The sequence below is a fragment of the Sandarakinorhabdus sp. genome (assembly GCF_031422795.1).
GTDB lineage: Bacteria > Pseudomonadota > Alphaproteobacteria > Sphingomonadales > Sphingomonadaceae > Sandarakinorhabdus.
In genome coordinates this window covers 1-6,291 of record NZ_JANPML010000469.1, presented here as the reverse complement: position 1 = coordinate 6,291, position 6,291 = coordinate 1, and the positions used below count along the sequence as shown (strand labels likewise).

General features: G+C 63.8%; 6 protein-coding genes. 4 read left to right on the top strand and 2 right to left on the bottom strand.

From position 1 onward, the window contains the following. Positions 1-2,444: cyclic nucleotide-binding domain-containing protein (locus RMO81_RS15875; protein WP_310476928.1), on the bottom strand; the 2,444-nt coding region annotated here is incomplete at its 3' end. Further along, positions 2,441-2,641 (bottom strand): hypothetical protein, encoded by a 201-nt coding sequence (locus RMO81_RS15870; protein WP_310476927.1) that lies wholly within the window; start codon positions 2,639-2,641, stop codon positions 2,441-2,443. The genes RMO81_RS15875 and RMO81_RS15870, both read right to left, overlap by 4 nt. Here RMO81_RS15870 and RMO81_RS15865 point away from each other — a divergent pair. From RMO81_RS15865 to ccmI, 4 genes are all read left to right on the top strand, one after another. Then, the gene (locus RMO81_RS15865; RefSeq protein WP_310476926.1) at positions 2,621-4,606 is read left to right on the top strand and encodes a heme lyase CcmF/NrfE family subunit; all 1,986 of its coding nucleotides are present in this window, start codon (positions 2,621-2,623) and stop codon (positions 4,604-4,606) included. The two genes, RMO81_RS15870 and RMO81_RS15865, sit on opposite strands and share 21 nt — an antisense overlap. 9 nt (positions 4,607-4,615) lie before the next feature. After that, entirely contained in the window at positions 4,616-5,149 is a 534-nt protein-coding gene (locus tag RMO81_RS15860) for a DsbE family thiol:disulfide interchange protein (RefSeq protein ID WP_310476925.1), read from the top strand. Further along, a complete protein-coding gene (locus RMO81_RS15855; RefSeq protein ID WP_310476924.1) occupies positions 5,146-5,604 on the top strand; it encodes a cytochrome c-type biogenesis protein in 459 nt (152 codons plus the stop codon). Before RMO81_RS15860 ends, RMO81_RS15855 begins: the two co-directional genes overlap by 4 nt. Before the next feature lie 7 nt (positions 5,605-5,611). Then, positions 5,612-6,291, top strand: a 680-nt coding sequence (gene ccmI, locus RMO81_RS15850) for a c-type cytochrome biogenesis protein CcmI (protein ID WP_310476923.1), incomplete at its 3' end; no start/stop codon positions are given.

The following is a 6,291-nucleotide window of genomic DNA, read 5'->3' as shown; positions in this document are numbered from 1 at the left end:
CAGGCCGGGCCGCCTTCCTGGCCCGAACACATGTCGCACTTGATCGCCTTCTTGGCCTTTTCGGCATAGGCGGGATCATGTTTCTTGGCCCATTTGTGGCTGGCTTCGCCGGGGCCGGGGCCGCTGCCGAACAGGAACCAGCTGAGCAGCCACGGCTTCTTTGGCGGCACCTTGTCCATCCGGATCACGCCGTAGGGGCAATTGCGCTGGCAGTTGCCGCAGCCGATGCAGGTTTCGTCGATATAGACTTCACCGGTCGGCCCGCGATGGATGGCGTTGGGCGGGCAATCGGCCATGCAGTGCGGATGCTCGCAGTGGCGGCAGCTGGTCGGCACGTGCAGATGGGCATAGGTGCGGCCGGCCTCGCGATCCAGCCGCGACAGGCCGTCGTGGGTGTCGGCGCAGGCCTTTTCGCAATTGTCGCAACCAACGCACAATTTTTCGTCGATCAGCAGCACGTCGGTGGCTTCACCCACGCCCTGTTCGACCAGGAAATTGGCAACGCCCGTGTACATGTCGACGACGCCGGAGAAGCTGTCCTTCTTGGATTCGACGAAATTATTGAGCTGGGTGCGGCTGGCCATTTCGCCGCGCAACTTGTCGAGCAGTTGCGGCTTGGCGGCGAGCAGGGCGCGGAACGGTTCACCGGCGAGGCGGATGACATCGCTCTTCACGGCGGCCCGCACGGTTGCGGAACGTGCGCTGCCGTCGATCACGCCCATTTCGCCGACATAGCTGCCGGCCGGCACATAACTCAGGAACACCGGTTTGCCGCCGATCGATTTTTCCACCACCATCGAGCCAGACCGGATGATGAAGATATCGTCGCCGGTTTCGCCTTCCTTGATGATGGCCTGGCCCGAGCGGATGGTTTCCACCTTGGCACCGGCGATCACGTCAACCAGATCGGCCGGCGCCAGACCGGACTTGAAGATCTGCAGCAAGGTGCGTTCGGTGTTGATGCGGGTGATCTCACGCGATGCCGATGGTACCTGGCTCATCAGCTTCAGCGCGGCATTGCGGCTGATTTCCACCACGATGGTATCGCGCGCAGCCCGAATGGTCGCGCCGCGCCGACGGCCGGAAATCAGGCCGACTTCGCCGAAGATCTGGCCGGTGCCGATCGGCACGATGATCGACGGATCGGTGGGGTTCACTTCCACTGCGACTTCACCATCGGCGATTCCGAACAGCGAGGAACCTGGCGCACTGCGTTCGAAGATCACTTCGCCGCCGCGATAGAGTTTCACCGCCGAATCCAGCATGAACTCGCGCATCTGCAGGCTGCTCATGCCGTTCAGGATCGAGACGCGGGTGCGCAGATACTCCAGCCACTCGGCCACGCTGCGCCGGCCTGGAAGTCCAGCAAACTTGCCTTCCAGGATCGGTTCGTCAGCCGGCTTCAGATCGACATTGCCGTTTATGAACTCCACCACGTCGTGGCCCTGGTTCATGCAATGCTTGATCAGCGGATAGCCAGCCAGCGCGCCGACGACATAGATGCCCGGCGCGGTCGATTCGAACGTGGCCGAAAGCTTGGGGAAGGCCAAACGGTCGGCGCTGGCAAATTCGATGCCGCAGCCTTCGACAAAGCCGCGCGGCGGCGCCGAACCGATACGGGCGATGATCCGGTCGCAGCGCGCCCGCACTTCGCCATCACGGGTTTCAACCGTGATGAAACCAGGCTCCACCGCTGTGGTGTTGGCTTCGGCCATGATGCTGATCCGCCCCGAATCGCGCGCCGCCATCAGTCCTTTGACGTTGGCATCTTTGGCGGTGGGGAAATCGGCCGTGCGGTTGATCAGCGTGACCGTGTTGTTCTGTGCCGGATCGGCACACAGGCCCATGGCATTTTCGATCCCGGCATCGCCGCCACCGATCACGAAGATATGTTCATCCGTATATTCGGTGGGATCGTCGAGCTGATACTGGACATGGGGCAGGTTGCCGCCCGGGCAACCCATCAGATTGGGATTGCCCTGCGTGCCGAGTGCCATGATCACGGCATCGGCCATGATCTCTTCGCCATTGGTCAGCGTCAGGCGGTAAGGCGCGGCATTGCGCTGCAGATCAGTCGTGGTGGTGGTGCCATCGCGGTTGCGGGTGGCCAGCTGCATGATCGAGCCGGGGATGGGCGCGCCGGTACCGACGATGCTTTTCACTTCGGCGCCGTGCTTGACGTTGACGCCGGCCGCTGTTGTCTGTTCGTTCCAGGTGCCCAGCACCACTTCGCGTTTGCCGGCATCGAAATCCAGCGGCGAGCGCAGCACCAGCTGTGACGGCGTTGCCATCACATGCTTGCCCTTCTGGTATTTGTAGATGGTGTCCGACAGATGGTCGGTCTTTTCGAGCAGGACATGGCTCAGCCCCAGCTTTGCGGCATGCGCAGCTGCTGAGAGGCCGCCCGGCCCCGAACCCACAATCGCGATGCGATACGTCGTCACAACGGCCTTGCCCCCCGGTTCAAGCCAATCGATACAAACCCCTCGATGCAAACTGTGTAGCAGCGGTTTGTTTCCAGATAAATCCTAGCATCTTGTGCCGCATCGGCTAGAGCAAGAATGCAGTTTGACGAGAATTTTTCCTTGCCCTGCCGCCGCTTGCTGGAGATGAATAGCAGATGCTTGCCGAAATCGGCCATTTCGCCCTGATCCTGACCCTGCTGGTGGCAGTTGCGCAGTCCGTGCTGCCGATGCTGGGCGCGATTCGTGGTGATGCAGCGCTGATGGCCTTTGGGCGCAGCGCGGCAGCCTTGCAGGCGCTGCTGATCGCCATCTGCTACGGCTGCCTGCTGACCCTGTTTGCGCAGTCCGATTTCTCGGTGGCGCTGGTCGCCAATCACAGCGCCCTGTCGCAGCCGCTGCTGTATCGATTGGCCGCCGCCTGGGGCAATCACGAAGGCTCGATGCTGCTGTGGGTGCTGGTGCTGTCGATCTATGGTTTTGGCATTGCGAAATTCGGTGACAATCTGCGTGCCACGCTTCAGGCCCGTATCTTGTCCGTGCAGGCAATGATCAGCGTCGCCTTCCTGGCCTTCGCCTTGTTCACCTCCAACCCATTCTCCCGGCTGTTCCCGGCGCCGTTGGATGGATCGGAGCTGAACCCGCTGCTGCAAGATCCCGGCATCATCTTCCACCCGCCGCTGCTGTATCTTGGTTATGTCGGCTTTTCGGTCACTTTCAGCTTTGCGGTGGCGGCGCTGCTCGAAGGCCGCGCCGATTCGGCCTGGGCGCGCTGGATGCGGCCGTGGGTGCTGGCGGCGTGGGTGCCGCTCACCATCGGCATCACGCTGGGCAGTTTCTGGGCCTATTACGAACTGGGCTGGGGCGGCTGGTGGTTCTGGGATCCGGTGGAAAACGCCAGCTTCATGCCGTGGCTGATCGGCACGGCGCTGCTGCATTCGGCCATCGTCACCGAAAAGCGTGGCAGCCTGGCGGGTTGGACCATCCTGCTCGCCATCATGGCCTTCTCACTGTCGCTGATTGGCACCTTCCTCGTCCGTTCCGGCATCCTCACCTCGGTCCATGCCTTTGCGGTTGATCCCGAACGCGGCGTGTTCATCCTGGCCATGATCATCGGCGCCACCGGTACGGCGCTGGCGCTGTTTGCGGCACGGGCGCCGATGCTGCGATCGGGCGCCCTGTTTGGCAGCGTCAGCCGCGAATCGGGGCTGACGATGAACAATCTGCTGCTGATGGCGCTCACAGCGGTGGTGTTCCTGGGCACCTTCTATCCGGTGATCATGGAAGCCGTGTCGCCCGCCAACAAGATTTCGGTGGGCCCGCCTTATTACAATCTGGTCTTTGTGCCGTTGGTGACGCCGCTGCTGCTGCTGGTCACTGTCGGGCCGATGCTGGCGTGGAAGCGCGACGATCTGGCCACGCTGGGCAAGAAACTGCTGATGCCGGTCGGGGTTATCGGGGCACTGCTGGCCGGGCTGGTGCTGGCCTTTGGCTGGCAGCAGGTTGTGGCGGCGCTCGGCCTTGCCCTGGGTGCCTGGCTGGTGCTGGGCGCTTGCCTCGTGCTGGTGCGGCGCTGGTGGGGTGCCGGCGGCTTTTCGTTGCGGCTGGTGCGGACGACGCCGGCGGCGACTGTTGGCCTGGTGCTGGCCCACGCTGGCCTGGGTTTCACCACCGCTGGCATCGCGTCGATGACCAGCTTTGCGGCGGAAAAAATCCTCGTCATGCGTCCCGGCGAGACGGCAGCAGCCGGCCCGGTGAGCGTGACGATGCTGGGCGCCGAAGAAGTGGACGGCGCCAATTATCGTGCCCTGCGCGCGCGTTTCACGGTCAAGCAGAACGGCAGCGAACGCATGCTGATTTCCGAACGCCGGCTCTACACCGTATCCGGCAATCAGACGACGGAGGCCGGCATCGGCGTTTCCGCACTGGGCAATCAATATGTTGCCATCGGTGATGTGCAGCCTGATGCACGCGGAAGTGGCCTGGTGGTGCGTATCTACTGGCATCCGCTGGTGGGCTGGATCTGGTTTGGCGGGCTGCTGATGGCGATGGGTGGCTGCGCCAGTCTGGCGGATCGCCGCTTCCGCGTTGGGGCGCCGCAGGTGCGTTCACCTCTTGCGCCCAACCTTGTTCCCGCAGAATAAGTTTGGCCCATGAAACGCCTGCTGTTCATCCTGCCGGTCATCGTCTTTGCCGGGCTTGCCGCCTTTCTGGGCTTTGGCCTGACGCAAGACCCCAAGGAACTGCCGAGCCAGCTGATTGACCGGCCACTGCCGGAATTTGCGCTGCCCGGCATTGTGGAGGGCGGCCCCGGCCTCGCCAGCGCCAGTTTCAAGGGTGAACCGCGTCTGCTCAATGTGTGGGCCAGCTGGTGCGCCGCCTGCCCGCAGGAACACCCGGTGCTGGAACGCATCGCCCAGGAAGGGTTCCCGGTCTACGGCATCGCCTGGAAGGACAAGCCGGAAGACAGCCGCACCTTCCTCGCCCGCTATGGCGATCCCTATTCCGGCATGGGCAGTGATTTTCCCGGCCGCACCGCCATCGATCTGGGCGTGACTGGCGCACCCGAGACGTTTGTTGTCGATAAAAAGGGCCGTGTCCGCTTCAAGCAGATTGGCCCGATCAGCCCGGAAATCTGGGAACAGCAGATCAAGCCGCTGATGCAGCAATTGCGAGCCGAAGCATGAAGCGCCTGGCCCTGCTTCTTGCGCTGCTGGCCGCCGCACCGGTGGCCGCTGTGATGCCCGATGAAATGCTGCCCGACGCCGCCCAGGAAAGTCGCGCGCGGGCGATTTCCAGGGAACTGCGCTGCGTTGTCTGCCAGAATCAGTCCATCGACGACAGCGATGCACCGCTGGCCCGCGATCTGCGCCTGCTGGTGCGCGAACAGATCGCTGCCGGCAAATCCGATCGCCAAGTGCAGGACTATGTCGTCGCCCGCTATGGCAATTTCGTGCTGCTGAAGCCGCCGGTAGAAGGCGATACCTTGCTGTTGTGGGTGGGGCCGTTTGCCGTGCTGCTGTTGGGCGGCATCGGCATTGCGTTCTGGCAACGCCGCCGGCCGGCCGCAACGGCCGACGCCGACCCGCTCACTGCCGCCGAGCGCGCCGAACTTGACCGGCTGGCTGGCCCTTCCGACTGAGAAACACATGACGCTCTGGATCATCCTCACCGCGCTCACGGCGCTGGCCGCTGCCTGGCTCACCATTCCGCTGGTGCGCCGCCACGAAGCCCGGGTGGATGCCCGCGCCGCCACCATTGCGGTGCTGAAGGACCAGCTGGCCGATATCGACGTGCAATTGGCGGCCGGTGCGATCCAGCCCGGTGAAGCCGAAGGCCTGCGCAACGAACTTCGCCGCCGCCTGCTCGCCGCCGGCCATATCCCGACCGAGCTTGATCGCACCATGGGGCAGAAGTCCCTGTCGGTTTTGGCGCTGGGCCTCGCCGGCATGGTCGCGGTTGCCGCCGCTGCGCTTTATGCCAGCATGGGCCAACCCGAACTGGCTGCCGGTGTGGCGCCTGCGCCTGCTGCAGCGCCCGCCGCCCCCCCCTCTGCTACGCCAGCGCAGGACGCCGCCGCACAGGGCGAGGTAAACCAGCTGATCGCCGGCCTCGAACAGAAGGTGCAGGCCAATGGCAGCGATCCCGAAGGCTGGCGCATGCTGGGCTGGAGCTATTTTCAGACCGGGCGTTACGCCGATGCAGTCAAGGCCTATGCCCGCGCCATTGCGCTGAAGTCTGATGGCGAAGGCTATCAGTCGGCCTATGGCGAGGCGCTGGTGCAGGAAGCCGGCGGCCAGGTGACGCCGTCGGCGATGGCGGCCTTTGA